At 58.5% G+C, this 25,147-nt stretch carries 22 protein-coding genes and 6 tRNA genes; 18 read left to right on the top strand and 10 right to left on the bottom strand.

Translation table 11 applies throughout. From position 1 onward, the window contains the following. Positions 1-5: 5 nt before the first annotated feature. Together ABVR31_RS06065 and ABVR31_RS06060 are read right to left on the bottom strand one after the other, a co-directional pair. Entirely contained in the window at positions 6-458 is a 453-nt protein-coding gene (locus ABVR31_RS06065; protein ID WP_058758371.1) for a universal stress protein, read from the bottom strand. A gap of 7 nt (positions 459-465) precedes the next feature. Beyond that, the gene (locus tag ABVR31_RS06060) at positions 466-1,251 is read right to left on the bottom strand and encodes an IclR family transcriptional regulator (protein ID WP_021509102.1); all 786 of its coding nucleotides are present in this window, start codon (positions 1,249-1,251) and stop codon (positions 466-468) included. A gap of 149 nt (positions 1,252-1,400) precedes the next feature. Here ABVR31_RS06060 and ABVR31_RS06055 point away from each other — a divergent pair, with 149 nt between their 5' ends. The 3 genes from ABVR31_RS06055 to ypdK all read left to right on the top strand — a co-directional run bounded on the left by ABVR31_RS06055 (position 1,401) and on the right by ypdK (position 4,310). After that, positions 1,401-3,002: an MFS transporter gene (locus ABVR31_RS06055; protein ID WP_371221198.1), complete on the top strand. Its 1,602-nt coding sequence runs from the start codon at positions 1,401-1,403 to the stop codon at positions 3,000-3,002. 5 nt (positions 3,003-3,007) lie between these two features. Then, a complete protein-coding gene (locus ABVR31_RS06050) occupies positions 3,008-4,036 on the top strand; it encodes an HlyD family secretion protein (RefSeq protein WP_125311816.1) in 1,029 nt (342 codons plus the stop codon). 202 nt (positions 4,037-4,238) lie between these two features. After that, a complete protein-coding gene (ypdK, locus tag ABVR31_RS06045) occupies positions 4,239-4,310 on the top strand; it encodes a membrane protein YpdK (RefSeq protein WP_006120362.1) in 72 nt (23 codons plus the stop codon). A 42-nt stretch (positions 4,311-4,352) separates the two neighbouring features. Here the strand turns inward: ypdK and alaC are convergent, their stop codons facing one another. Then, the gene (alaC, locus tag ABVR31_RS06040; RefSeq protein WP_059012156.1) at positions 4,353-5,588 is read right to left on the bottom strand and encodes an alanine transaminase; all 1,236 of its coding nucleotides are present in this window, start codon (positions 5,586-5,588) and stop codon (positions 4,353-4,355) included. Positions 5,589-5,708: 120 nt separating this feature from the next. Beyond that, positions 5,709-6,233, bottom strand: coding sequence for a GNAT family N-acetyltransferase (locus ABVR31_RS06035; RefSeq protein ID WP_031280018.1), 525 nt, complete (start codon positions 6,231-6,233; stop codon positions 5,709-5,711). 535 nt (positions 6,234-6,768) lie between these two features. Here ABVR31_RS06035 and ABVR31_RS06030 point away from each other — a divergent pair. After that, positions 6,769-8,460 (top strand): sensor histidine kinase, encoded by a 1,692-nt coding sequence (locus ABVR31_RS06030; protein WP_276523021.1) that lies wholly within the window; start codon positions 6,769-6,771, stop codon positions 8,458-8,460. Then, a complete protein-coding gene (locus ABVR31_RS06025; protein ID WP_021508252.1) occupies positions 8,457-9,185 on the top strand; it encodes a LytTR family DNA-binding domain-containing protein in 729 nt (242 codons plus the stop codon). Before ABVR31_RS06030 ends, ABVR31_RS06025 begins: the two co-directional genes overlap by 4 nt. Before the next feature lie 35 nt (positions 9,186-9,220). Here the strand turns inward: ABVR31_RS06025 and glk are convergent, their stop codons facing one another. Both glk and ABVR31_RS06015 read right to left on the bottom strand, forming a co-directional pair. Beyond that, the gene (glk, locus tag ABVR31_RS06020; protein ID WP_021508251.1) at positions 9,221-10,186 is read right to left on the bottom strand and encodes a glucokinase; all 966 of its coding nucleotides are present in this window, start codon (positions 10,184-10,186) and stop codon (positions 9,221-9,223) included. 154 nt (positions 10,187-10,340) lie between these two features. Then, positions 10,341-12,002: an alpha-keto acid decarboxylase family protein gene (locus ABVR31_RS06015; protein WP_288422154.1), complete on the bottom strand. Its 1,662-nt coding sequence runs from the start codon at positions 12,000-12,002 to the stop codon at positions 10,341-10,343. A 213-nt stretch (positions 12,003-12,215) separates the two neighbouring features. Between ABVR31_RS06015 and mgrA the strand changes: the two genes are divergently transcribed. Continuing rightward, on the top strand, positions 12,216-13,205 hold the full coding sequence (gene mgrA, locus ABVR31_RS06010) for an L-glyceraldehyde 3-phosphate reductase (RefSeq protein WP_021508249.1): 990 nt from the start codon (positions 12,216-12,218) through the stop codon (positions 13,203-13,205). Between the two features lie 157 nt (positions 13,206-13,362). Further along, on the top strand, positions 13,363-13,716 hold the full coding sequence (locus ABVR31_RS06005) for a DUF2502 domain-containing protein (RefSeq protein ID WP_058758363.1): 354 nt from the start codon (positions 13,363-13,365) through the stop codon (positions 13,714-13,716). 50 nt (positions 13,717-13,766) lie between these two features. Here the strand turns inward: ABVR31_RS06005 and ABVR31_RS06000 are convergent, their stop codons facing one another. After that, on the bottom strand, positions 13,767-15,008 hold the full coding sequence (locus ABVR31_RS06000) for an Nramp family divalent metal transporter (RefSeq protein ID WP_372772091.1): 1,242 nt from the start codon (positions 15,006-15,008) through the stop codon (positions 13,767-13,769). A 370-nt stretch (positions 15,009-15,378) separates the two neighbouring features. Here ABVR31_RS06000 and ABVR31_RS05995 point away from each other — a divergent pair, with 370 nt between their 5' ends. The 5 genes from ABVR31_RS05995 to ABVR31_RS05975 all read left to right on the top strand — a co-directional run bounded on the left by ABVR31_RS05995 (position 15,379) and on the right by ABVR31_RS05975 (position 21,029). After that, positions 15,379-16,569 (top strand): NupC/NupG family nucleoside CNT transporter, encoded by a 1,191-nt coding sequence (locus tag ABVR31_RS05995; protein ID WP_141496629.1) that lies wholly within the window; start codon positions 15,379-15,381, stop codon positions 16,567-16,569. Positions 16,570-16,761: 192 nt separating this feature from the next. After that, complete coding sequence (locus ABVR31_RS05990) at positions 16,762-17,850, top strand: LLM class flavin-dependent oxidoreductase (RefSeq protein ID WP_021508245.1); 1,089 nt, start codon at positions 16,762-16,764, stop codon at positions 17,848-17,850. Further along, positions 17,850-18,833 (top strand): ABC transporter substrate-binding protein, encoded by a 984-nt coding sequence (locus ABVR31_RS05985; protein WP_059012165.1) that lies wholly within the window; start codon positions 17,850-17,852, stop codon positions 18,831-18,833. Before ABVR31_RS05990 ends, ABVR31_RS05985 begins: the two co-directional genes overlap by 1 nt. Continuing rightward, positions 18,830-19,420, top strand: coding sequence for a cysteine dioxygenase (locus tag ABVR31_RS05980; RefSeq protein WP_159378597.1), 591 nt, complete (start codon positions 18,830-18,832; stop codon positions 19,418-19,420). The genes ABVR31_RS05985 and ABVR31_RS05980 overlap by 4 nt, the downstream gene beginning before the upstream one ends. Beyond that, on the top strand, positions 19,413-21,029 hold the full coding sequence (locus tag ABVR31_RS05975; protein WP_372772088.1) for a rhodanese homology domain-containing protein: 1,617 nt from the start codon (positions 19,413-19,415) through the stop codon (positions 21,027-21,029). Before ABVR31_RS05980 ends, ABVR31_RS05975 begins: the two co-directional genes overlap by 8 nt. Before the next feature lie 125 nt (positions 21,030-21,154). Here the strand turns inward: ABVR31_RS05975 and ABVR31_RS05970 are convergent. Both ABVR31_RS05970 and ABVR31_RS05965 read right to left on the bottom strand, forming a co-directional pair. After that, positions 21,155-21,230: transfer RNA gene (locus tag ABVR31_RS05970), tRNA-Ala, on the bottom strand. A gap of 44 nt (positions 21,231-21,274) precedes the next feature. Continuing rightward, positions 21,275-21,350: transfer RNA gene (locus tag ABVR31_RS05965), tRNA-Ala, on the bottom strand. Positions 21,351-21,711: 361 nt separating this feature from the next. On the opposite strand from ABVR31_RS05965, the gene ABVR31_RS05960 reads away from it, so the two are divergent. Continuing rightward, complete coding sequence (locus ABVR31_RS05960) at positions 21,712-22,500, top strand: formate/nitrite transporter family protein (RefSeq protein ID WP_021508241.1); 789 nt, start codon at positions 21,712-21,714, stop codon at positions 22,498-22,500. Positions 22,501-22,611: 111 nt separating this feature from the next. Next, positions 22,612-22,965, top strand: a complete 354-nt coding sequence (locus ABVR31_RS05955) for a YfeC-like transcriptional regulator (protein ID WP_058758359.1) — start codon at positions 22,612-22,614, stop codon at positions 22,963-22,965. Between the two features lie 83 nt (positions 22,966-23,048). Here the strand turns inward: ABVR31_RS05955 and gltX are convergent, their stop codons facing one another. Then, positions 23,049-24,470 carry a glutamate--tRNA ligase gene (gltX, locus tag ABVR31_RS05950; RefSeq protein WP_288422164.1) on the bottom strand — a complete coding sequence of 474 codons (1,422 nt, stop codon included), beginning with the start codon at positions 24,468-24,470 and terminating at the stop codon, positions 23,049-23,051. Positions 24,471-24,743: 273 nt separating this feature from the next. Here gltX and ABVR31_RS05945 point away from each other — a divergent pair. From ABVR31_RS05945 to ABVR31_RS05930, 4 genes are all read left to right on the top strand, one after another. Continuing rightward, positions 24,744-24,819 (top strand) — tRNA-Val (locus tag ABVR31_RS05945). Between the two features lie 41 nt (positions 24,820-24,860). Next, positions 24,861-24,936: transfer RNA gene (locus tag ABVR31_RS05940), tRNA-Val, on the top strand. Positions 24,937-24,977: 41 nt separating this feature from the next. After that, positions 24,978-25,053, top strand: a tRNA-Val gene (locus ABVR31_RS05935). 4 nt (positions 25,054-25,057) lie between these two features. After that, positions 25,058-25,133 (top strand) — tRNA-Lys (locus ABVR31_RS05930). Positions 25,134-25,147 lie beyond the last annotated feature (14 nt).

Genomic DNA, 25,147 nt, shown 5'->3' with positions numbered 1-25,147 from the left:
CGACATTAATCCTTGCGAACGTCAATTAAAACCGGACAGCTGGCGCGTTCAATCACTGCTGCGCTTACCGAGCCTTTCAGCAGGCGGTTGAGCGGCGACAGGTGACGACGGCCCATTATAATCATACTGGCGTGCAACGCCTCAGACTGCGCCACAATGGTTTCCGCCGCTTCACCGGCCAGAATCAGCCCGCGTGCGTCAATGCCAGCGCGCAGCAGCGGTGCCAGCGCATGGCGTACCACCATTTCAGCCGTGTTTTGTTCATCCTGCGCCACGACAAAATCGTCCGGGTCTTCCCCGGCGTCGATCTCAATCGGTTGATTGCACGACGAATAAGCCGGATCGACACAGCACAGCACGGTGACCTGCGCCTGTTGCGCCAGCGCCTGTTCAATGGTCAGAGCGATCACTTTTTCCGCCACCGGTGAGTTATCGATGGCCATCAGCAAGGTTTTCATCAATCGGTTATCCTTCCGCAGCAGTTATTTTGCCAATTTCGCGAATCAGCGCCTCTTTACACTTTATCAGCGCTGTCCGGTAATGCGCTTCCTGGCGGTGAAAACGTGCCGTCGGCACCAGCAGTGAGATCGAGAAGCGCCCGAACAGCGTATCAATCGCGACCGCCATGGTGGAAATGCCCTCCAGCGTTTCGCCGCGATCGATAGCCAGTCCGCTGGCGCGTACTTCGGCAATCAGCGTCAGCAACTGCGGCAGCGTTTTTACCGTCATTTCCGTCAGTTCCGCATAAGCTTCGCCGACCATCACCCGCACATCTTCGTCGCTCTCCAGCGCCAGCAGCGCCCGACCACCGGACGTACTGTAAAGCGGCAGATTCAGGCCGATGTGTGGCACCACGCGCAGCTCACGCGTGGCCACCACGTAATGGACAATCGCCAGCTGCGTTCCGCTGGCCCGCGCCAGCGATACCGTTTCATTGATTTCCGCCGAGAGTTGTTCGAGGAACGGCCGGACAATTTCCACCACGTCACTATGCACGCTGGAGATCAGCTTCAGCAACGCCGGACCGAGGCGCAGTCCGCCTGCCCCGCCGCTGCGCACCAGCTGCGCGCTATCCAGCGCCGCCACGATGCGCTGCACCGTCGAGCGCGGCAGATCGACCACCTGCGCAATTTCACCCAGACTCATGCCGCCCGGATGCTCACCGAGCGCATTTAAAATTTTTGCCGCACGCGCAATGACCTGAATGCCACCCGCTTTTTCATCCTCACGGCTTGAGGGAGGTTCTACCATGATACGTTCCTTTTTGGCCTGCCCTACTGTAGCGCGAACGATCGCACTTTTACACCCTGTATCACATTGCAATACACCATATCGAAATGTAAGATGCGAGCTGTATCACATCGCAATACACTGCATCAACCAATAACGAGACACCTGCTATGAATGCCCAGCCCGTCGCGGCACCGGCACCGCATCCTTTTACCCTGCGCCTCGCGCTGGGGCTGGTGGGGGTGCTGATCGCCGCGCTGACCTCCGGATTAAATGATCGCGTCACCGACATCGCGCTGGCCGATATTCGTGCCGCAGTCGGCATTAGCTACGATGACGGCAGCTGGATTATCTCGGCCTATCAGGCAGCGGAAGTCGCCGCGATGATGATTGCACCGTGGTTCGCCGTCACCTTTTCGCTGCGCCGCTTCGCGCTGGCGGTGTCGGCCGGTTTCATGGTGTGCGGTGTCCTGCTGCCCTTCATGCCTACGGCTCCGCTGTTTATTGCGCTACGCGTGGTGCAGGGACTGTTTGGCGGCGCCCTGCCGCCGCTGCTGATGACGGTGGCGCTGCGCTTTCTGCCACCGCCGATCAAACTTTATGGGCTGAGTGCTTACGCCCTCACCGCCACGTTTGGCCCGAATCTGGCGGCGTCGCTGGCGGCGTTCTGGACCGATGACGTCAGCTGGATGTTTGTGTTCTGGCAGGTGGTGCCGGCCATGCTGATCGCCATGCTGCTGATCGGCTGGGGTCTGCCGCAGGATCCGCTGCGCACTGAGCGATTTAAACAGATTGACCTGTTCGGCATGCTGAGCGGCTGCTCGGGCATGGCGCTGCTGATTCTGGCGCTGACGCAGGGTGAGCGTCTCGACTGGCTCAGCTCGCCGCTGTTTGTCGCCCTATTATTCAGCGCGCTGGCGTTGCTGATTGTGTTCTTTATTAATGAATGGTTTCACCCGCTGCCGCTGTTTAAGTTGCAGATGCTGCGCCGGCGTAATTTGTCGCACGGTTTGCTGGCGCTGGCGGGTGTACTGATTCTGGCGCTGTCCGGTTCGGCGCTGCCGTCGGCCTATTTTGGTCAGGTGGAGGGGTTTCGCACACTGCAGTTCGCGCCGCTGGCGTTGACCATCGGCCTGCCACAGCTGCTGATTGCACCGCTGGTCGCCAGCCTGCTGAATATCCGCTGGATTGACTGCCGCTGGGTGCTGAGCGCCGGTGTGCTGCTGCTGGCGACCGCCTGCCTGCTCGGCATGCAGATTACCACCGACTGGGCGCGGCAAAACTTCTGGCTGATGCAGGTCTTGCAGGCGTTTGGTCAGCCGATGGTGATTCTGCCGGTGCTGATGAGCGCCACCAGCGTGGTCGCGCCGCCGGAAGGACCGTTCGCCTCCGCCATGTTCAATACCGTACGCGGCTTTGCCAGCATCGCCGCCAGCACGCTGGTGGAGTGGTTTATCAGCCATCGCGAGCAGTTTCACTCCAGCGTGCTGGTCGATCAGGCGGCCAGTCGCATCTGGCTGATGACCGCAGCGGATAGCCAGCAGGCCAGCAGCAGCCTGCCGCTGTTGGCCGACGGCAGCGCCAGCAACGCGACCAATCTCAGCGGCTTCGCCACCCTGCTGAAGCATCAGGCGATGGTGCTGAGCCTGAGCGATGCGTATCTGATGCTGATCGCTTTCGCTGTCGGGCTGTTAGTGCTGACGCTGTGCCTGGCGAAACGCGTCTGGCCACCGCAAACCCTGATTCAACCTGTTACCAAAACTCCGGAATAACTGTTATGCACGCTTTTGCTATGAAACGAACAATCCTGCTGAGCGCCCTGCTGCTGGTTTTGCTGGCGATGGCGTTCTGGCTCTGGTCAGCCATGACCGGCAACGACCATCGCACTGATGATGCCTGGGTGAATGCCGATTACACGCTGGTGGCCCCGAAGGTGTCCGGCTACATTGCCCACGTCAACGTGCAGGATAACCAGCGCGTGCGGGCTGGCGACGTGCTGGCGACGCTCGACGACCGCGACTATCGCGTGGCGCTGGAGACCGCGCGGGCCAATCTGCAGGTCAGCGACGCCAAACGGCTGAGCGCGCAGGCGCAGCTCGACCAGCAGCAGTCCACCATTGCCGAGGCCCGCGCCACGCTGGCCGCCAGTCAGGCATCGGCGCAGTATGCCGGACAGAGCGCGGCGCGCTACAACCAGCTGTACAAGAGCGGCACCATAGCCGCTGACGATCAGCAGAAAGCCAGCTCAACCCAGCGTTCCGCCGCCGCCACGGTGCGCCAGAGCGCAGCAGCGCTGGCGGCGGCCCAACAGCAGGTGAAGGTGCTTGAGGCCGCGCTGCGTCAGGCGGAGGCTGATGTCGCGGCGGCGCAGGCCAGCGTCGACCAGGCCGGGTTGAATCTCTCTTATACGCGTATTATTGCGCCGGTGGATGGCATGGTGGGTCAGCGTTCGGTGCGCGTGGGAGCCTGGGTCAGCGCGGGTACGCGTCTGCTGGCCGTGGTGCCGCTACAGCAGACTTACATCACCGCCAATTATCTGGAGACGCAGCTGGCGGATGTGCGCCCGGGCCAGAGAGTGGTGGTGAAGATTGATGCATTGCCCGGCAAGACCTTCACCGGTCACGTTGACAGTATCGCCCCCGCTACCGGCGCCACGTTTTCCGCGATTGCCCCCGATAACGCCACCGGCAACTACACTAAAGTGGTTCAGCGTTTGCCGGTGAAAATTGTGCTGGATCCGCATCAGAGCGATCTGGCGCAATTACGTGTCGGCATGTCGGCGATTCCGCAGATTGAGACCCGATGAAAATGTGAGCAACTTCTCAGAAGTGACCTATTTATTTTCGGATCGATTCCGCGTAAATTAGCGCTCGATCCTGTTTCGGGGCAGCCCGGAGCGACCTGAGTAGAAAGCGTGTAGCGATGATGAACTCCACCTTTCTCTTATTCTGTTCGGGTTACGCTGGTTTGGGATCGCCATCATTGTAACCGCTCAGAGGAGTTGTTTTGTGAAATACGCCTTGATGGGAATCTCTTTCTTCGTCTTACTTTGGGTCGGCACCTTCGTGCTGATGCTGTAAAGACGCCAGCCGGGGCGACCGCTCAGTCGCCCCGATTTGTAGTTACTCTGCTTCTTCCACCGCTTTTACCGTTCCCGGCAAAATACCGTCGGCGCGGAACATCGCTTTAATGCCACGCACCGCCTGACGAATACGATCGCTGTTTTCAATCAGGGCAAAACGCACGTGGGTATCGCCGTAGTCACCAAAGCCAATGCCCGGCGAGACGCACACTTTCGCCTCCTGCAGCAGCCGTTTGGCGAATTCGAGCGAGCCCAGATGCGCGTAATGGTCGGGGATTTTCGCCCAGACGTACATGGACGCTTTCGGCAGATCGACCATCCAGCCCGCCTCATGCAGCCCTTTCACCAGTACATCGCGCCGGCGTTTATACTGCTCGGCGATATCACGCACGCACTGCTGATCGCCCTCCAGTGCCGCAATCGCCGCCACCTGCAGCGGTGTGAAGGTGCCGTAGTCGTGATAGCTTTTGATGCGTGCCAGTGCCGCCACCAGCTCTTTGTTGCCGACCATAAAGCCGATGCGCCAGCCTGCCATGTTGTAGCTTTTTGACAGGGTAAAGAATTCCACCGCCACATCGCGCGCGCCCGGCACCTGCATAATCGAGGGCGCTTTCCAGCCATCATAGGTGATGTCAGCGTAGGCCAGATCGTGGATGACCAGCACGTTGTACTGTTTCGCCAGCGCGATGACGCGCTCGAAGAAGTCCAGCTCCACGCACTGCGATGTCGGGTTGGACGGAAAGCCGAGGATCATCATCTTCGGTTTCGGGTAGCTTTCGCGGATGGCGCGTTCCAGCTCATTGAAGAAATCGACGCCCGCGACCAGCGGCACCGAGCGCACCTGCGCGCCGGCGATCACCGCACCGTAGATGTGAATCGGGTAGCTGGGATTGGGCACCAGCACGGTGTCGCCGTGATCGAGCGTCGCCAGCATCAGGTGCGCCAGGCCCTCTTTCGAGCCGATGGTAACGATGGCTTCAGATTCCGGATCGATATCCACCTGGTAACGCTCGGCGTACCAGCGCGAAATGGCGCGGCGCAGGCGCGGAATCCCTTTGGAGGTAGAGTAGCCGTGCGTGTCTTCACGCTGTGCCACCTGACAGAGCTTTTCCACGATGTGCGGCGGTGTCGCGCCATCGGGGTTGCCCATGGAGAAATCGATGATGTCTTCGCCGCGCCGTCGCGCAGCCATCTTCAATTCAGCCGTGATGTTAAATACATAGGGGGGCAGACGTTCAATACGCGAGAAACGACGGGGTGTGCTGTTATCAGCCATGATGTCCTCTGGATTACGTTAGCGCCCGGACCGTCCGAGCGACGCTGGTCACTGCCGTGACCGAAACAAGAACATAACGCGCTGATAACAATATTGTCGAGGGGGGAACGGCAAATTTTCTTAGCCTGCTTCGTTTAAGCGCCCAAACACCCAATCGTTTACCCACTGGCCGTTGAGCCGGTAGTTATCGCGTAGCGTACCTTCCAGCGCGAAACCGTTCTTTTCCAGAATGCGCCGCGACGGCCAGTTGCCCTCAATCACCAGCGCTTTGAGTTTGTGGAAGTCGGCCTGCAGCAGGAACGTGCACAATGCCTGCAACGCTTCGCTGCCGTAGCCCTGACCGGTACAGGCGTGGCGCAGCATGTAACCCACTTCGGCCTGACGATACGGATGCCACTCGGCGCTGCAGCCAAACAGACCAATCGCTTCACCGCTGTCGCGCAGGCGCGCCACCAGGCATAGCATGTGAAAACTGCTCGGTTGCCACGGTGCCAGCCGCTCGTTAAAGCGCTGGCGGATGTCGTTTTCATCGGGGATCTCGCTCACCCAGGTCATGGTCGCGGCATCTTCATGTACCGCTTTGAAAATCTGCCAGTCTTCCGGCTGTAAACGGCTGAGGGACAAACGAGGGGTGAGTAATTGCATGGCCACGCTCCGCTATTGTGCTTACGGCAACATAGCAAACCGCATCCGTGACAACCAGTGACCGCTGCACGCTTTCAGCAATCCTCTTTTTAGCACTCAGGATTTCCTCTTTTCAGATTTCTAACCGGATAATCTGCCTTGCTCTCCTTCAGGATCGGATGTGACGGGCGGATCTGGTCGCCATAAATGGCGCCCCTACGGTGTGTCAGCGGCCAATTTTACACGGCGCGCATCTTCCAATCTGGTCGCCAAAAATGGTGCCCCTGCAGTGCATCCGCGGTCCTGTAGGGTGCGCATTCATGCGCACCGGCAGCGCGCACCTTCATATCTGGTCGCCATAAATGGTGACCCTGCAGTGCATCCGCGGTCTTGCAGGTTGCGCATTGATGCCCACCAGCAGCACGCACCTTAAAAATTGATCCAGGCTATGAGAAACGTCTGCAGCTTGCCGGGACGCTGGCGGATCGCGATCACATTTTTTATCATGTCCGCAACCTTGCCTGCTCCGGAGAACACCGTGCCTTCCCATTTCGACATGCTGCTGGCGGTGTTTGACCGCGCCGCACTGATGCTGATCTGCCTGTTCTTCCTGACCCGCACCCGCGTATTTCGTCAGCTACTGCAAAAAGATGAACACTCAATCGGCGAAAAAGCCGTGGTGACCGCCATCTTCTCGCTGTTTGCGCTGTTCAGCACCTGGTCCGGCATCAACGTAGACGGCTCACTGCTCAACGTCCGGGTGATTGCGGTGATGGCGGGCGGCATTCTGTTCGGGCCGTGGGTTGGCATTGCAACCGGCGTGATTGCCGGCGTGCACCGCTTCCTGATTGATATCGACGGCATCACCTCGGTGCCCTGTCTGATTACCAGCATCGTCGCCGGTATCGCCGCCGGCGCCATCAACCGCTTCGTCAGCAAAGAGCAGCGCTGGCGCGCCGGCATCCTCGGCGGCATGCTGTGTGAAAGCCTGACCATGCTGCTGATCGTGCTGTGGGCGAAACCGATGTCACTTGGTTTAACCATCGTGTCGGAAATTGCGCTGCCGATGATTCTCGGCGCGTCGAGCATTGGTTTGATTGTGCTGCTGGTGCAGAGCGTCGAAGGGGAAAAGGAGGCGATTGCCGCGCGTCAGGCCAAGCTGGCGCTGGAGATTGCCAACAAAACCCTGCCGCTGTTTCGTCAGGTTAATAGCGACTCGCTGCGCAAAGTGTGCGCCATCATTCGCAGCGACATCCATGCCGATGCGGTGGCGATCACTAACACCAAACAGATTCTGGCTTACGTCGGCTACGGCGAGCAGAACTACCACAACGGCGACGACGGCATCAGTCCGACCACCGCGCAGGCGATCGCCAGCGGTAAAATTATCATTAAGAATAATGATGAGGCACACCGCACCAAAGACATTCACTCAATGCTGGTGATTCCCCTTTGGGAAAAAGGGGAAGTGACCGGCACGCTGAAAATTTACTATCGCCGCGCCCATCGTATTACTGGTTCACTGAAAGAGATGGCGGTCGGTCTGTCGCAAATCATCTCGACGCAGCTGGAAGTCTCGCGTGCCGAGCAGCTGCGCGAAATGGCCAATAAAGCCGAACTGCGCGCGCTGCAAAGCAAAATCAACCCGCACTTCCTGTTTAACGCGCTGAATGCCATCTCCTCATCGATTCGCCTGAACCCGGACACGGCGCGCCAGCTGGTGATTAATTTGTCGCGCTACCTGCGTTACAACCTGGAACTCAACGACGATGAACCCATCGACATCAAAAAAGAGCTGTGGCAGGTGAAAGATTACATCGCCATTGAGCAGGCGCGGTTTGGCGACAAGCTGTCGATGATTTACGACATCGATGAGGATCTGCACTTTTCGCTGCCCAGCCTGCTGATCCAGCCGCTGGTGGAGAATGCCATCGTGCACGGTATTCAGCCCTGCCGTGGCAAAGGCGTGGTCACGCTGAGCGTGAAAGATCTGGGCGATCGCGTGCGCGTGGCGGTGCGCGATACCGGTGCCGGCATCAGCGAAGAGGTGGTCAGCCGGGTGGCGCGCAACGAAATGCCGGGCAACAAAATTGGCCTGCTGAATGTGCATCACCGGGTGAAACTGCTGTCCGGCCACGGCTTAACCATCACCCGTCATCTGCCCGGTACGGAAATCGCCTTTACCCTCAGCAAAAGTGGTCAGCGGCTGTCCGGCCCGCTCACCCCGTTAGCGGAAACCTCAGCGTGAAAGCCATTATTGTCGAAGACGAATTCCTGGCGCAGCAGGAGCTAAGCTGGATGATCCAGCAGCATAGCCAGATCAGCATCGAAGCCTGCTTTGATGATGGGCTGGAAGTGCTTAAGTATCTGCAGACTCATCGGGTGGACGTGATTTTTCTCGATATCAACATCCCGTCGCTGGACGGCATGTTGCTGGCGCAGAACATCAACCAGTTTATCCATAAGCCGCTAATTGTGTTTATCACCGCGTGGAAAGAGCACGCGGTCGAGGCCTTCGAACTGCAGGCGTTTGACTACATCCTCAAGCCTTATCACGAGTCGCGCATCATCACCATGCTGAACAAGCTGGAGGCCAGTGCACAACAGCAGCAGGCGCAGCAGCACAATCCGGCAGCCAGCGCGCCGCAAACGGTGAATTTAGTTAAAGATGAGCGCATTATCGTGACCGATATTAACGATATCTATTACGTTGAAGCGCATGAGAAGCTGACGTTTGTCTACACGCGGCGCGAAGCCTATGTGATGTCGATGGCGATCAGCGAGTTTTGCAGCCGTTTGCCTGAGTCGATGTTCTTTCGCTGCCACCGTTCCTACTGCGTTAATCTGAGCAAGATTGGCGAGATCGAACCGTGGTTTAACAACACCTATCTGGTGAAGCTGCGCGATATGGATGCGCAGGTGCCGGTGAGTCGCAGCAAGGTAAAGGCGTTTCGCCAGCTGATGCATCTTTGAAGGCGAACGGCACGGGAAGCCGTTCGCCCGTCAGATTACAGCACGCGCCCCAGCGCCTGGCGCAGATGGGCACCGGCGCCAAGCAGGCCCGGCTGGTCGTGAGTAATCATGTAGACCGGGATATCAACGAGGTAATCGCGGAAGCGGCCTTTGTCTTCAAACGCCGCACGGAAACCGGACGCTTTAAAGAACTCGAGGAAGCGCGGCACGATGCCACCGGCAATGTAGACGCCGCCAAAGGTGCCAAGGTTCAGCGCCAGGTTGCCGCCAAACCGTCCCATGATGACGCAGAACAGCGTCAGCGCGCGGCGGCAGTCAATGCAGCTGTCCTGCAGTGCCCGCTCGGTGACATCTTTGGGCTTGAGGTTTTCCGGCTCGCGCTGATCGGATTTCACAATCGCGCGATACAGGTTAACCAGTCCGGAACCCGACAGCACGCGCTCGGCAGAAACGTGACCCAGTTCGGCGCGCAGCACTTCGAGAATCGCATCCTCTTCTTCACTGTTTGGCGCGAAGTCAACGTGACCGCCCTCACCCGGCAGGCTGACCCAGCGCTTATCAACGTGCACCAGATGGCTGACGCCGAGCCCGGTGCCGGCACCGTAGATGGCAATCGGTTTATCCTGCACCGGCGTTTTGCCACCGAACTGGATGACGTCCTGTGCGGTCAGCATCGGAATCGCCATGGAAACCGCGGTGAAATCGTTGATGATTTCCAGCGTCGCAAAGCCCAGACTTTCCTTCATCTGACGCGTTGAGAAAGCCCAGTCGTGGTTGGTCATTTCCACCCAGTCGCCGGTAATCGGACAGGCGATGGCGATGCAGCCGTCGGTAATGTCCTGTTTTTGCTCATCCAGATAGTGACGGATAACTGCTTCAAGGTTGTCGTAGTCTGATGTTGAGAATGTTTTGGCCTGGGAGATGGCGCCGGTCTCCACCTCACACAAGGCGAGACGAGCGTTAGTGCCGCCCACATCGCCGACCAGGGCGTATTTTGTCATTCTTCTGCTGCTCCGCTTGGGTCATAAACAAGTGCAGGACACTATAAAAGCCTGCCAATAAAACAACAACGCTCACCTTGCACGATGAGCGTTGGTCATTCAGTGCGACGCACAGCCTGACTGTCGCCAGCCCAACTGTACAGAGGCAACTGTCCTAAACTTTGTGGCTATTTCGCTGGTGCAGCGCCGCCGTGACGGTGCGCAGCAGCGGCGGCAAATCCTGTTTCTCCATCACCACTTCAATCAGTGACAGGCAACGCGCCTGGCTGAGCAGCGCCATCACGGCGTCGAGCTGCGCCGTTTCACTGATGCGCCAGCTCTGAGCCGCACAATTCAGGCTCATCGCCTGCGGCAGCGCGGTCCAGTTCCACTGCGCGATGTCGTTGTAGCGCTGTTCCGCTCCATGGATCGCGCGTTCGACAGTGTATCCCTCATTATTCAGCAGAAAAATGATCGGGCTTAAGCCGTCGCGCTGGATCGATCCCAGTTCCTGAATGGTCAGCTGCGCCGATCCATCGCCGATGATCAGAATGACGCGCCGGTCGGGCTGCGCCGTCTGGGCACCAAAGGTGGCGGGTAAAGTATAGCCAATGGAACCCCATAAAGGTTGTACCAGCAGCTGCGCATCATGCGGTAAACGCAGCGCGGCAGCGCCAAACGCCGCCGTGCCCTGATCGGCAAGGATAATATCACCGGGCTGCAGGAAACGCTGCATCGCCTGCCAGAAAGCCTGCTGACTGATTACGGCAGCAGCAGCGGGCGGTGCATCGTCCGGCATGTCGGCCACGCCTGTAGCCCAGTGCGCGCAGTGGCGCTGATAAACCGGCAGCAGCGCGGCCAGCGCCTGCGCCATGCTCAGCGGTGCAAAGGTTTCTCCGGCGACGCTGGCATGAAACGGCTGCAGATCAATCACCCGCTGCGCCGACAGCTGCTGGGTAAACCCGGCGGTCAGGGTGTCGGTAAAACGCACGCCGACGCACAGGGTGACATCGGTGTCTTCAATTGCCGCGCGCACGGTTTCGCGGCTGCCGCTGGCGGCGTAGGTGCCGACGAAGCCCGGTTGCTGCTCATCCAGCACGCCCTTGCCCATCAGTAGCGTGGCAGCCGGAATGGCGCGCAGCGCACGCAGCTCAGCCAGCGGTGCCTGCAGCTGCCAGCGGGCAGCGAGAAAATCGGCCAGCAGCGCCACGCGCTGCGCCGGTGCCAGCAGGCGCTCCGCCGCTGCGGCAAACGCCTGCGCCACGTCGCGGTTTTCAGCCGGTACCGGGCTGGCGCTGGCTGACGGCAGCGTTACCGTGGCGGCGGCGACATCCACCGCCAGCAGCAAATAGCCCGGACGGTGCTGCTGTAGCGCGCCAGCGATGACCCGATCAATTTCAGCCACGGCGTTGTCGGCGCTCAGCACCGCGCTGGCGGCACTGACTTCCTTGGCCATGCGCAGAAAATGGCCAAAATCGCCGTCGCCGAGCGAATGATGCACGCAGTCGCCCTGCTGCTGGGCGTGGCTGGCGGGAGCGCCGACGATGTGAATAACCGGCACATATTCGGCGTAGCTGCCGGCGATGCCGTTAATCGCACTAAGTTCACCGACGCCAAAGGTGGTCAGCAGCGCGGCCGCGCCGTTGCAGCGACCGTAACCATCGGCCGCATAGGCGGCATTGAGTTCATTAGCGCAGCCGACCCAGGTAATACCGGGATGGTCAATGACGCTGTCGAGAAATTGCAGGTTGTAGTCGCCGGGTACGCCGAACAGATGGCGGATACCCGCCTGGTGCAAACGATGCAGTAAATAGTCGCCAACGTTAAGAGTGTTCATCGACCGCTCCTGTGAGGGGGAATGATCAGGAGTATTAGCGATGTGGCTGAACTGGCGAGATTTTCACCATCATCGCGCTGTCATGCATGGCAAGCATTCGTTACGACGACAGAAAATTCTGTAAGTTGCGATCTTTGCCGCGTTACGGCGCAGTGTAAACGCATACACTGCTATGCTGATGCCACTTTCTCCCACCTGAGACAGGAACGCTGCATGAGTACTTTTCCCCACGCCGAACGTTATCATCAGATGCAGTATCGCCGCAGCGGCCGCAGCGGCCTGAAGCTGCCGGCGATTTCGCTGGGTCTATGGCACAACTTTGGCGACAGCACGCGCGTCGACAACAGCCGCGCGCTGCTGCGTCACGCGTTCGATCGCGGTATTACCCATTTTGATCTGGCCAATAACTACGGGCCGCCGCCCGGTTCTGCGGAGAGCAACTTTGGCCGCATTCTGCGCGAAGATTTTCACGGCCTGCGCGACGAGCTGGTGATCTCCACCAAAGCGGGTTACACCATGTGGGACGGTCCGTACGGCGACTGGGGCTCACGCAAGTACCTGATTTCCAGCCTCGATCAAAGCCTGAAGCGCATGGGGCTGGAGTACGTGGATATCTTTTACCATCATCGTCCGGATCCGGAAACGCCGCTGGAAGAGACCATGCGCGCGCTCGATCAGGTGGTGCGTCAGGGTAAAGCGCTGTACGCGGCGATTTCGAACTACCCGGCGGATAAAGCCGCCGCCGCTATCGCCATGCTGCGCGATCTCGGCACCCCCTGCCTGATCCACCAGCCGCGCTATTCGATGTTCGAACGCACGCCGGAACAGGGTCTGCTGGACGTGCTGGGCGACAATGGCGTCGGCTGTATTGCTTTCTCGCCGCTGGCCGGTGGCGTGCTGACCGACCGCTATCTGCAGGGCATTCCGCAGGATTCGCGCATCGCCAGCGGCAGCAAATTCCTCAACGAAAACCAGCTAACGCCAGAGAAGATGGCGAAGGTGCAGCAACTGCAGGCGCTGGCACAGCAGCGCGGTCAAAAGCTGGCGCAAATGGCGCTGCGCTGGGTGCTGCGCGACACGCGCGTCACGTCGGTGCTGATTGGTGCCAGTAAAACCGCGCAGATTGATGATGCCGTCGACATGCTGAGCCAGCCTGAATTAACGGCGGACGAGATCGCCGCCATTGAGCAAATTTTGGTGTAACCGTTTACCCGCCCGGACTTTTCCGGGCGCTGTCCTTAGCAGAAAATGCTGCGCAACCTTTCGCTGGCACTTTTTCAGACTAAATCTCAAGGCGTGTCTGGTCCGATATGGCACACTAGCGCCACGGTAGCCTCGATGCTATCGATGAGGAGAAAGTATGAAACGTGCAATTTTGTTTGCCGCTTTGCTGGCAACGTTATCCCCTCTGGCGCTGCACACAGCTGAAGCCAGTAGCGCTACCATCAATCTGGCCCCTGGCGTCACGCTGCATCTCGGCGATCGCGATCGTCGCGGCTACTACTGGGACGGCGGTCGCTGGCGTGAACCGCGCTGGTGGCACGATCGCTATCAGTACAACGATCATCGCTGGTGGCGTCACGAAGAGTGGAAACGCCATCGAGCCTGGGAGCGTGAACGTGAGCGCCGCTGGCACGAGCGCGAACGTCGCGAACACTGGCGTCACGATCACCGACACGATCGGCATGACCGCCACGACCATCATCACCATTAAAAAAAATCCCGGCGCAGACGCAGCCGGGATTTTTTTATTCAGTCATTTGCTTACCAGCCGAGCGCTTCGCCCACCAGCAGATAGATATTCAGTGCCACCACCAGCACCACAATCAGACGACCGGCATTTTGCATCAGGCGTGAGTTCACCAGTTCATCGCCCATGATGTCACGGTTACCGCTGAACGACAGCAGCGGAATCAGCGCCAGCGCAATACCGAAGCTCAGCAGCACCTGGCTCATCACCAGAATGCGCGTCGGATCCCAGCCCGCCCAGATAACAATAAAGGACGGCAGCATGGTAATGGTGCGACGGAACCACAGCGGAATGTGGAAGCGGATAAAGCCCTGCATCACCACCTGGCCGGCCAGCGTGCCCACCACGGTAGAAGAGAGACCAGCCGCTACCAGACTCAGCCCGAACACAATCGCCGCCGCGTGACCCAGCAGCGGCTGCAGCGTCAGATAGGCCTGGTCGAGATCGACAATGCTGGTGTGACCGCTAAAGTGAAACGCGGCCGCTGCGGTGGCCATCATCGCCAGGTTAACGAAACCGGCGATGGTCATGGCGATCGCCACGTCGAGCTTGGTGGAGGAGTAGCGCTCCGCCTTGCTGCCTTTATTACCGTACTGCGTCAGCGCCGAGTGCAGATAAATGACGTGCGGCATAATGGTCGCGCCCAGCACGCCAGCCGCGAGGAATACCGCGTCAGAAGTGGGCAGGCTCGGCAGCGCCATGCCCACCACCAGATCGCTGACGCGCGGCTGCGAGAAGAACAGTTCAACGATATAAGCGGCGGCGACAAACAGCAGCAGCCCGCCAATCACCAGCTCCAGCGGCTTCTGTCCACGGTTCTGCAACATCAGAATCAGGAACGTGGCGATACCGGTTAACACCGCGCCCTGCAGCAGCGAGATGCCGAGCAGCAGCTTAAAGCCGAGCGCAGCCCCGATGAATTCCGCCAGATCGGTGGCCATGGCGATGATCTCCGCCTGTACCCAGTAGAACCACACCGCCGGACGCGGGAAGCGATCGCGAATATGCTCGGCGAGGTTTTTACCGGTGGCAATGCCCAGCTTGGCGGACATCAGCTGGATCAGCATCGCCATGATGTTGGCCCATACCACCACCCACAGCAGTTTGTAGCCGTACGCGGCCCCCGCCTGGATGTTGGTGGCAAAGTTGCCGGGATCGATATAACCAATGGCCGCGATGAAGGCCGGTCCCAGCAGCGCGAGCTTGATCTTTCTGGCTCCGCGAGCGGCGCGCTCGGCGGTGCGACTTTCTGACATAGTTTTGACCCTGTCCTAACGCTTGTCTGACCCATCCAGCTTACGGGGCATTCAAGGCAAGTGAAATTTGGTTATAGTTATCGCATTGATAGATGGTGCTATAAAGTATAGCCATTGCTATACCACAAGGTAAAGTTAGCGCTTGCTAAAAATTATGCAACAGGTTTCACTCTACTCCCGGGTCAAATTATAGACAATCTCTTTGTGGATATTTCTTGTAATCGTTTTGTAAACAGGTTGTGAGCGGTGAGACTAATCTGAGAAATAAAGCGATACCGAATACTTATATTGTGGTTTTGATCTCGTTTTTAAGTAACGCGTTACATAGAATACGCAGCAAAATACAACCCTCCTCAAATTTGGAGCCGATATGTCCCATATTTTGCACTTCCTTTTAGCATTGGTGGTGGTAGCCGTGCTGGCGTTACTCGTCAGTCACGATCGTAAGAGTATCCGGATTCGCTATATCGTTCAGCTGCTGGTGATTGAAGTGCTGCTGGCGTGGTTCTTCCTTAACTCCGAAGCAGGCCTTGGCTTTGTTAAAGGTTTCGCCGGGCTGTTTGATCATCTGCTCAAATATGCAGCAGAGGGTACGAATTTCGTGTTCGGTAACATGAACGAGAAAGGTCTGGCCTTCTTCTTCCTCAATGTTTTGTGCCCTATCGTCTTCATCTCGGCCCTGATCGGTATTTTGCAGCATTTCCGCATCCTGCCGTGGGTGATTCGCGCTATCGGTACCGTGCTGTCGAAGATCAACGGCATGGGCAAACTGGAATCCTTTAACGCCGTCAGCTCTCTGATTCTGGGACAGTCAGAAAACTTTATCGCCTATAAGGATATCCTCGGCAAAATGTCACAGCGCCGCATGTACACCATGGCAGCTACCGCGATGTCGACAGTGTCGATGTCGATTGTGGGCGCCTATATGACGATGCTGCAGCCAAAGTACGTGGTGGCCGCGCTGGTGCTCAACATGTTCAGTACCTTTATCGTGCTGTCGCTGATTAACCCGTACCGCGTGGAAAGCGAAGAAGACCTGCAGCTGCAGGATCTGCATAAAGGTCAGAGCTTCTTTGAGATGCTGGGTGAATACATTCTGGCCGGTTTCAAGGTGGCGATTATCGTTGCGGCGATGCTGATTGGCTTTATCGCGCTGATCTCCGGCCTCAACGCGCTGTTTGATACCATCTTCGGCATCAGCTTCCAGGGCGTGCTGGGCTATGTGTTCTATCCGTTTGCCTGGGTAATGGGCGTGCCATCCAGCGAAGCGCTGCAGGTGGGCAGCATCATGGCGACCAAGCTGGTTTCTAACGAATTCGTTGCAATGATGGACCTGCAGAAAATCGCCGGTCAGCTGTCGCCGCATGCGGAAGGCATTCTTTCGGTGTTCCTGGTCTCCTTCGCCAACTTCTCCTCAATCGGCATTGTCGCAGGCGCGATCAAAGGTCTGCATGAAGAGCAGGGTAACGTGGTATCACGTTTCGGCCTGAAACTGCTGTACGGCTCGACGCTGGTGAGCGTGCTCTCCGCCGCCATCGCCGGTCTGGTGCTGGGCTTCTGATCTACAGGGCGGGCTGCGGCTCGCCCTTCTCTTCTTTTATATACCTAAGCGTTATATCCCGCGTCAGTCAGCCTGCCGCCGCGTCACGCCCTGCTTCACCGTTTCCCGCAAACCCTTTGCACAATATCGAATTTCCGTTGTTGCCGTCTGCGCCCGTAGCTTTTCTTTCTGACCTCACCTCAGGAGAATCGCATGAGCATTCAGTTCCTCGGCATGATTGGCCACCGGCTTGCCTCAGAAATCATTCCCGCGTCCGGCACGTTGTTCGATAAAGATTACATTGCCCGCTTTGCCCGCGCCCATGAAGCGGCCGGCTTCGACCGCATCCTTGTCGGCTACTGGTCCGATCAACCCGATGGCTTTCTGGTCACCGCTCACGCAGCGGCGCATACCCAGAAGATTAAATTCCTGCTGGCGCACCGTCCGGGGTTTGTCGCGCCCACGCTGGCGGCCCGCAAGCTGGCTTCGCTCGACCATCTCACCGACGGCCGCCTGGCCGTGCACATTATCAGCGGCGGCAGCGACAGCGAACAGCGCCGCGACGGTGATTTTCTCAGCAAGGCTGAACGCTATGCGCGCACCGACGAATTTCTCAGCGTGCTGAAACAGAGCCTTGAATCGCCGCAGCCTTACGATCATCAGGGCCGGTTTTACCAGGCTGAGCAGGCTTTCTCTGCCATCAAACCGCTGCAACATAAGCTGCCGATCTATTTCGGCGGATCGTCACCGGAGGCGATTGACGTGGCGGCGCGGCATGCCGATGTCTTCGCGCTGTGGGGCGAACCGTTAAAAGGCGCGGCCGAGACGGTACGTAATGTGCGTGCGGCGGCGGCCGCGCAGGGGCGCCAGATTGCGTTTAACATCTCCTTCCGGCCTATTCTGGGTAACACCGAAAAAGAAGCCTGGGAGCGCGCCGAACATATCCGCGCCACCGCAGAGAAGCAGCTGGCGGAGACCGGCTATACCTTTGGTTTGCCGAAGCCGCAGAGTGTCGGTGCGCAGCGTCTGCTGGCGGCGGCGCATGAGAGCGAACGCCACGACAAAGTGTTGTGGACCGGCGTGGCAAAACTGGTGCAGGGCGGCTACAACTCCACCGCGCTGGTCGGCACGCCGGATCAGGTTTCTGAGGCGCTGCTGGATTATTATCGCCTCGGCATTCATAGCGTGCTGATCCGCGGATTTGACCCGCTGAATGATGCGGTGGAATACGGCCGTGAACTGCTGCCGCTGACGCGTGAAAAAGTGGCTGCGCTCAGCGCAACTGAAAAAAGGAGCGCCTGATGCGTCTCGCCGCTCTGTTTGCCGGTGTTGCGCTGGCCCTCGCGTCACTCCAGCCGCTACTGGCGGCCGATAAAGTCACGCTGCGCCTCGGCGATGTGAAAGGCGATCGTTTTGCCGCCCTGAAAGCTTCGGGCGAACTGAACAATCTGCCTTACGATCTTAAGCTCACCGCTTTTGACTCCGGCGCGCCGGTGCAGGAAGCGCTCAATGCCGGGGCGCTCGATGTTGGCTTTACCGGTGATTTGCCGTTTCTGTTTGTCTATGCGGCAGGCGCGCCGGTGAAAGCCGTGGGTGCCTGGCAGAATAATCCGGACAGCATTGCCCTGCTGACCCGCCCCGACGCCGGCATTCACCGGCTGCAGGATTTAAAAGGTAAGCAGATCGCGGTCAACCGCGGCGGCTGGGGACACTATCTGCTGCTGGGCCTGCTGGAGCGCGCTGGCCTGACGCCGCAGGATGTCACGCTGCGCTTCCTTGGACCGGTGGATGGCCGCGCGGCGCTGACGTCCGGTGCGGTCGCGGCCTGGGCGCCGTGGGAGCCCTATATCGCCACCTCGACCGCCATCGACGGTACGGTGCGCGTGCCGGACGGCGGCGGTAAAGGCATTATGTCTGGTTACTCCTACGCACTGGCCCGCAATGAAGCGTTGCAGGACGCCGGCAAGCGGGAAGCGATTGCCGACCTGCTGGCGCGACTGGCGAAGGCGCAAATCTGGGCGCAACACCATCCGCAGGAATTCGCTGGCGTGCTGAGCCAAACCCTGAATATGCCCACCGCCATTACCCGCAGCTGGATTGACGATGCGCGCATCCGCCCGCTGGTGTTTGATACGCACCTGATTGCCACGCTGCAGAAATCCGCCGACTTTTTCCATCGTTATCAGGTGTTGCCAAAGCAGGTCGATGTCAGCCAGGCGTTTGACTTCAGCCTGTCCGCCGCCGCTAACCGCATCGCCCAGCACGCGCCGGGAGACAAATCATGAGTGATTATCAGCACCATCGCCTGCGCACCTTCGTCGCCCGGCTGGCCACCCTGCTCGACAGCCAGCCGGATGAAGCGACCATTTTGCGGCAGGGCAGCGGCTGGCTGGCCGAACTGATTCGCCACGATGACTGGCTGGATGAGGCGTTTACCCAGCCCCATCCGCAGCACTATCAGCAATATCTGCTGTATGCCGATGCGCAGCAGCGCTTTTCCGTGGTGAGTTTTGTCTGGGGGCCGGGTCAGCAGACGCCGATTCACGATCACCGCGTCTGGGGCCTGATTGGCATGCTGCGCGGCGCCGAGATTTCACAATCGTGGCAGCCGGGCCCGCACGGTTTACAGGCAGAAGGTGCGCCGGTGCGGCTTGAACCCGGCAACGTGGAGGCGGTGTCGCCAACGGTCGGTGATATCCATCGCGTCAGCAACGCCTATGACGATCGCGTCTCTGTCAGTATCCACGTGTATGGCGCGAATATCGGCGCGGTTGAGCGCGCGGTCTACACCGCCGACGGCCACGAAAAGCGCTTTATTTCCGGCTACAGCAACCGTTATCTACCTAACATTTGGGACCTTTCACATGACTAAACCGGTTTTCCCGTTTCGCCAGGCGGCGGAACTGCTGGCAGCGCTGCGTCAGCAACAGGAAGTGGCGATCATTGACGTGCGCGATGAGGCGCTGTTTGCCACCGGGCACCCGCTGTTTGCCGTCAACATTCCGCTGTCAAAGCTGGAGCTGGAGCTGCTGGACCGCATTCCCCAACGTCACACCGCCATTACGCTGTATGACAACGGCGAAGGCCTGGCGCAGACCGCCGCTGAACGTCTCGCCGCGCTGGGTTATCAGCAGGTCACGCTACTGGCCGATGATTTAGCCGGCTGGCAGGCGGCTGGCGGCGAGCTGTTTATCGATGTTAATTCACCCAGCAAAGCGTTTGGCGAACTGGTGGAACATCATGCCCGCACGCCTTCGCTCTCCGCCGATGAGGTACAGACGCTGATTAGCAATGATGCCGACGTGGTGGTGCTGGATGCGCGGCGCTTTGATGAATATCACACCATGAGCATTCCGGGCGCCACCAGCGTACCGGGCGGCGAACTGGTGCTGCGCGTGCGCGATATAGCCCCCTCACCGCGCACCACAGTGATTGTGAATTGCGCCGGACGCACGCGCAGCATTATTGGCACGCAGTCGCTGGTCAATGCCGGTATTCGTAATCCGGTATTCGCGCTGCGCAACGGCACCATTGGCTGGACGCTGGCCGGTCATGCGCTGGAGCATGGGCAGAGCCGCCGCTATGGCAACGCCAGCGAAACCGCGCAACGTCAGGCCGCGAGCCAGGCACGCGCCATTGCCGATCGCGCTGGTGTGACACGCATTCCTCTGGCGACGCTGACGCGCTGGCAGCAGGAAGCACGCACCACCTACCTGTTTGACGTGCGTGATGCCGAAGAGTACGCCGCCGGTCATCTGCCGGGCAGCCGCCACGTGGCGGGCGGCCAGCTGGTACAGGAGACCGATCATTACGCCAGCGTGCGCGGTGCGCGTATCGTGCTGGTGGATGATGACGGTGTCCGCGCCAATATGACCGGCTCCTGGCTGGCGCAGCTTGGCTGGCAGGTGGCGGTGCTTGACGCATTGCAGGCCAGCGATTTCAGCGCTGTCGGTAGCTGGCAGCCGCAGGTCGCGCCGGTTGCTGCGCCGGAATCGATCTCCCCCGCGCAGCTGGCCGAGTGGCTGGCGGCTGGCGACACGCAGGTGCTGGATTTCACCACGCTCGCCAATTACCGCAACAGCCATATTCCCGGTGCGGCCTGGCTGCTGCGTTCCACCCTGCAGCAGCAGGGCAAGGCACTACTGCCCGATGCTGGCCGCTATGTGCTGACCTGCGGCAGCAGTCTGCTGGCCAGCTATGCCGTGGAGCAAATTGCCACGCTGAGCGGCAAACCGGTGCGGGTGCTGGCGGGAGGCAATGCAGCCTGGCGCGCCGCCGGTCTGCCCACCGAACAGGGCGAGCAGCGCCTGCTCTCGCCGCCCATCGATCGTTATCGCCGCCCGTACGAAGGCACCGATATTGAACCGGACGTGATGCAGGCCTATCTCGACTGGGAATATGGTCTGGTGGCGCAACTGGATCGCGACGGTACCCACGGTTTTCGCGTGCTGCAGCTGCAGCCACAGGCCGTGACGGTTTAACACGGAAAGGCGCTGCAGGTCAGCGCCATTGCGCGCAGCCAGTCGGCGAATGTAACGTCACACTGCGCAAACGGGCAGTATTATTATCGGGTTTTAAGTACGTTTGTTCTGAACGAACAGAGAATTGGTGGAGATAAGCGGGATCGAACCGCTGACCTCTTGCATGCCATGCAAGCGCTCTCCCAGCTGAGCTATACCCCCACATCTGGAATTCGTTTTTTCAGTGCAAACCGTTGGGAGCGGTTTGGTGGAGCTAAGCGGGATCGAACCGCTGACCTCTTGCATGCCATGCAAGCGCTCTCCCAGCTGAGCTATAGCCCCGTACCGAAAAAACCGCCGAGTTACCTCGACGGACGGCATAATATGAGACCGCTGTTTGAGTGTCAACGGCAAATTCTCGTTCTGCGTGCGATCGCTGAAAAAGGCGGCAACCCTGTGTCGCCGTGGCTTTTTTTTCAGCGCAGCGTGTGCTCGTCATCCCTGCCCTCAGCCGTTATCTCAACGCCGCCTCAACGGTGCGCCACGCCGAGGTTAACTTTAGGTTAAAGATGTTAGCGTCAGGCTTGTTTTCGTTAATGGTGCGTGTAAAACTTAGCGCGCTAATTAACCGGTTAGCCGTCCAGGGTATTCACTCGCTAACCGGCCAGCACGTCCTCCTTGTTTAATAAAAGAAAAGTGAACTATGTCGCTGCATACACCTAAAGAGATCGCGCAACTGGCGATTCAGGCCGGCGTGGCTAAAAGCCGTCTGCCGGTTTCCACCTTATTAATTCTTGGCTTTATGGCTGGCGCGTTTATCGCCACCGGCTTCCTGCTCGATCTGCACGTTATTAACCAGCTGCCTGCTGAATGGGGCTCGTTTGCCGGCTTCCTCGGTGCGGCGGTATTCCCGGTCGGACTGATTCTGACCGTGCTGGCGGGTGGCGAACTGCTGACCGGCAACATGATGACGCTGCCCATTGCTTGGTTCGCGCGCCGCATTAGCGGTTTCAGCGTGCTGCGTAACTGGTTTTGGGTCACCATCGCCAATTTTATTGGCAGCGTTGCGGTAGCATGGTTCTTCGGCCATCTGCTCGGCATGACCGAAGGCGACTATCTGAAGAAAACCGTGGCGATCGCCCATGCCAAAGTGAACGCCGATTTCATGCACGCGTTCATCTCCGGCATCGGCTGCAACTGGCTGGTGTGCCTGGCGGTATGGCTGGCCTTCGCCAGTAAAGATATGGTCGGCAAAATCTTCGGCATGTGGTTCCCGGTGATGGCCTTCGTGGCAATCGGTTTCCAGCACGTGGTGGCCAATATGTTTATCGTGCCTGCCGCAATTTTTGCCGGTCAGATGAGCTGGGCAGAATTTGCACCTAACGTGGTTGCGGTATTTTTAGGTAATGGTGTGGGCGGTGCGATCTTTGTCGGCCTCACCTATTTCCTCGCCTTCCGTCCGGCACAGGCGGCGGTCAGCGAAGCGCAGTAAACCGATTTTGCCTTTTGTCGCACAGCAAAAGGCATTTTCTGCCTTGATTACTTTTCCCCGTAACGTTTTGTTGTAATATGTAGAGCTAATGTATTTAACAGGGACAGCATCGTGAAAAAGGAATGGCTCACTCCCGAAGAGCTTGCGCTGGAAACGGGCTACAGTCGGCAGACGGTGAATAAATGGATCAAGCGTGAAAACTGGACGACCACGCCCAAGCCCGGTGTACAGGGCGGTAAGGCGCGATTAATCCACATTGATGAGCGTGTCAAAAGCTTCATTCAGTCCACCCGCCATGCAAACGAACCGGCGGCGAATTACGGCGCTCAGCAAAATACGTTACCTGCGTTATTAATAAATTCTGTCCAGCAAATGACGGCCACCGAACAGGAACAACTGGCGGCGCTGTTATTGCGGGAAGGGATCAGGGGCGTATTACAGCGGTTAGGAATCCAGGAAGAATAGAAAAGCCGGAAGCAGTGAGATGCTTCCGGCTTTTTTGTTGCCTGCCTTATCACAGCAGCCTGACAGGCCGCTGTTCAGCTCAATCAGGCCTGTGCTTCACGCTCCGCGATAAACGCCAGTGCTTTTTCGATACGCGCCACGCTGCGGCTGCGGCCGATGGCTTCCACCGTCACGTCGAGCCCAGGCGACTGACCGGCACCGGTTACGGCAACGCGCAGCGGCATACCGACTTTGCCCATGCCGAGCTCGAGTTGATCCGCAGCAGCCTGAATGGCGTGATGCACGTTTTCCGCATTCCAGTCGCTGTCGTTGATGGCCGCCAGCTTGTCGCGTACCACTTCCAGCGGCTGACGCGCCACCGGACGCAGATGCTTTTTCGCTGCATCCGCATCAAACGCATCAAATTCTTCATAGAAGTAGCGGCAGGACGCGGCGATTTCGACCAGCGTTTTGCAGCGCTCACCCAGCAGCGTCACCAGCTTCGCCAGCTCCGGTCCGGTACGGGTATCGATGTTCTGCTGCTCAATGTGCCACTGCAGCTGGGTCGCGACATATTCCGGCGGCAGCGTATTAATGTAGTGGTGGTTGAGCCACTGCAGTTTCTCGGTGTTGAAGGCGCTGGCCGATTTGCTCACCGCATCGAGGGTGAACAGTTCAGTCATTTCCGCCACGCTGAAAATCTCCTGATCGCCGTGCGACCAGCCGAGGCGCACCAGATAATTAAGCAGCGCTTCCGGCAGGTAGCCGTCGTCGCGATACTGCATGACGCCCACAGCACCGTGACGCTTGGACAGCTTTTTGCCGTCATCGCCGAGGATCATGGATACGTGCGCATAAGTTGGCACTTCCGCACCAATCGCTTTCAGGATGTTGATCTGACGCGGCGTGTTGTTGATATGGTCTTCACCACGAATAACGTGCGTGATGCCCATATCCCAGTCGTCGACCACCACACAGAAATTGTAGGTCGGTGAACCGTCGGTACGGCGGATGATCAGATCATCCAGTTCCTGGTTGCTGAATTCGATCGGACCACGAATCTGATCGTCAAAAATCACCGAACCGTCCTGCGGGTTGCGGAAGCGCACCACGCACGGTTCATCGGCAGCATGATGTTCATGGCTGTCGCGGCAGCGGCCGTCATAACGGGGCTTCTCGCCTTTTTCCATCTGCTCTTCACGCAGCGCGTCCAGACGCTCTTTCGAGCAATAGCATTTATAAGCAGTACCGGCTTCCAGCATTTCGTCGATAACGTCGTTATAACGGTCGAAGCGTTTGGTCTGGTAGTACGGGCCCTCATCCCAGTCGAGATTCAGCCAGTTCATCCCATCCATAATGGCTTCGATCGCTTCCGGCGTGGAGCGCTCCAGGTCGGTATCTTCGATACGCAGGACGAATTCGCCCTGGTTATGGCGAGCATAAAGCCATGAGTAAAGCGCAGTACGCGCACCACCGACGTGCAGGTAGCCCGTCGGGCTGGGTGCGAAGCGAGTTTTGATTTTCATTCAGCATTGCCTTAAATGCGCAGGTTTCGTTGTCTGGATGACAAAAAAACGGGTTAACGCGGAAAAACAGTGCGCATATTCTAGCAGGTGAGGCTGATTCCTCAATCACTGTCACGCTGGCTGCGCGGGCAGAAGTGCGTTTTTCTGCTAATAAAACCAGCACATTGGCTAAAAGCGCTGCATGATGTCTAAATTTAAAGCGAACGCACATTTATGTTTTAAAAAGCGTTGACTCACTTCGAAGGATCCCTATAATGCGACTCCACACAGCGGGGGTGATTAGCTCAGTTGGTAGAGCATCTCCCTTACAAGGAGGGGGTCGGCGGTTCGAGCCCGTCATCACCCACCACTCTTAATGAGATGGCCCGCAGTGAACAAGAGATAAGATATGGGTGATTAGCTCAGTTGGTAGAGCATCTCCCTTACAAGGAGGGGGTCGGCGGTTCGAGCCCGTCATCACCCACCATATCTTAGTCAGATGACACTCTTGTTAAGCAGTACCGAAGTGGGTGATTAGCTCAGTTGGTAGAGCATCTCCCTTACAAGGAGGGGGTCGGCGGTTCGAGCCCGTCATCACCCACCACTTCGGGTCGTTAGCTCAGTTGGTAGAGCAGTTGACTTTTAATCAATTGGTCGCAGGTTCGAATCCTGCACGACCCACCAAATTCAGGAAAAAG

This window comes from Pantoea sp. WEP, assembly GCF_041678305.1.
GTDB lineage: Bacteria > Pseudomonadota > Gammaproteobacteria > Enterobacterales > Enterobacteriaceae > Pantoea > Pantoea dispersa.
This window is presented reverse-complemented; position numbering and strand designations above follow the sequence as displayed.

Coding starts and splice junctions, on each gene's coding strand:
- ABVR31_RS06005 (WP_058758363.1), top strand. CDS start 13,363: ATGAAACGTGCAATTTTGTTTGCCGCTTTGCTGGCAACGTTATCCCCT.
- ABVR31_RS05990 (WP_021508245.1), top strand. CDS start 16,762: ATGAGCATTCAGTTCCTCGGCATGATTGGCCACCGGCTTGCCTCAGAA.
- gltX (WP_288422164.1), bottom strand. CDS start 24,470: ATGAAAATCAAAACTCGCTTCGCACCCAGCCCGACGGGCTACCTGCAC.
- ABVR31_RS05980 (WP_159378597.1), top strand. CDS start 18,830: ATGAGTGATTATCAGCACCATCGCCTGCGCACCTTCGTCGCCCGGCTG.
- ABVR31_RS05985 (WP_059012165.1), top strand. CDS start 17,850: ATGCGTCTCGCCGCTCTGTTTGCCGGTGTTGCGCTGGCCCTCGCGTCA.
- ABVR31_RS06015 (WP_288422154.1), bottom strand. CDS start 12,002: ATGAACACTCTTAACGTTGGCGACTATTTACTGCATCGTTTGCACCAG.
- ABVR31_RS05975 (WP_372772088.1), top strand. CDS start 19,413: ATGACTAAACCGGTTTTCCCGTTTCGCCAGGCGGCGGAACTGCTGGCA.
- glk (WP_021508251.1), bottom strand. CDS start 10,186: ATGACAAAATACGCCCTGGTCGGCGATGTGGGCGGCACTAACGCTCGT.
- ABVR31_RS06035 (WP_031280018.1), bottom strand. CDS start 6,233: ATGCAATTACTCACCCCTCGTTTGTCCCTCAGCCGTTTACAGCCGGAA.
- ABVR31_RS05960 (WP_021508241.1), top strand. CDS start 21,712: ATGTCGCTGCATACACCTAAAGAGATCGCGCAACTGGCGATTCAGGCC.
- ABVR31_RS06060 (WP_021509102.1), bottom strand. CDS start 1,251: ATGGTAGAACCTCCCTCAAGCCGTGAGGATGAAAAAGCGGGTGGCATT.
- mgrA (WP_021508249.1), top strand. CDS start 12,216: ATGAGTACTTTTCCCCACGCCGAACGTTATCATCAGATGCAGTATCGC.
- ABVR31_RS06055 (WP_371221198.1), top strand. CDS start 1,401: ATGAATGCCCAGCCCGTCGCGGCACCGGCACCGCATCCTTTTACCCTG.
- ABVR31_RS06030 (WP_276523021.1), top strand. CDS start 6,769: ATGCTGCTGGCGGTGTTTGACCGCGCCGCACTGATGCTGATCTGCCTG.
- alaC (WP_059012156.1), bottom strand. CDS start 5,588: ATGGCTGATAACAGCACACCCCGTCGTTTCTCGCGTATTGAACGTCTG.
- ABVR31_RS05995 (WP_141496629.1), top strand. CDS start 15,379: ATGTCCCATATTTTGCACTTCCTTTTAGCATTGGTGGTGGTAGCCGTG.
- ABVR31_RS06065 (WP_058758371.1), bottom strand. CDS start 458: ATGAAAACCTTGCTGATGGCCATCGATAACTCACCGGTGGCGGAAAAA.
- ABVR31_RS06050 (WP_125311816.1), top strand. CDS start 3,008: ATGCACGCTTTTGCTATGAAACGAACAATCCTGCTGAGCGCCCTGCTG.
- ABVR31_RS06000 (WP_372772091.1), bottom strand. CDS start 15,008: ATGTCAGAAAGTCGCACCGCCGAGCGCGCCGCTCGCGGAGCCAGAAAG.